Raw genomic sequence first — 620 nt, forward strand, 5'->3', positions numbered from 1 at the left:
CCTATTGGGCAAAAACGCCACCATAGAAATTGAAACCCAGGGCGGCGGCAGGCGCTTCATCGACGGCATCGTCACCCGCTTCGGCATGCAGGGCCAGGATCACCGCCACTACGCCTACAAGGCGCGCCTGAGCCCCTGGCTGTGGCTGGCCACGCGCAAGAGCGACTTTCGCATCTTCCAGAACCTCAACGTGCCCGACATCATCGAGCAGGTATTGGGCGTCTATGGCCATCCAATGCAAAGGAAACTCACGCGCGCCTATCGCAGTTGGGATTACTGCGTGCAATACAACGAAAGCGATTGCGACTTCGTCTCGCGATTGATGGAGCACGAAGGCATCTACTATTTCTTCGAGCACGCATCGGGCCGGCACACCCTGGTGCTGTGCGACGACATCATTGCCTCACACGGCGCATTGCCCGGTGGCGAATCCATTCCCTTCTATCCCCCGGAAAAAGCCGCCGCAGGCGATCAGGAAAACATCCACGCCTGGCAGCTGGAGCAGGAAATCAAGCCGGGCCGCCATTACATCGACGACTACGACTTCAAAAAGCCCCGGGCCGAACTGTCCCACATGCGCCGCGATCCACCGGGCCATGCGCACGACGGCCATGAAACCT

Annotated in this window: 1 protein-coding gene; it reads left to right on the top strand. The window is 59.7% G+C overall.

The genetic code is table 11. The annotated features are described in order from the left end of the window. On the top strand, positions 1–620 hold a 620-nt coding region (locus ACF8ML_RS08845), incomplete at both ends, for a phage late control D family protein (protein WP_392406998.1).

The sequence above is a fragment of the Delftia sp. WSY_10 genome, assembly GCF_043104705.1.
Lineage (GTDB): Bacteria > Pseudomonadota > Gammaproteobacteria > Burkholderiales > Burkholderiaceae_C > Comamonas > Comamonas tsuruhatensis.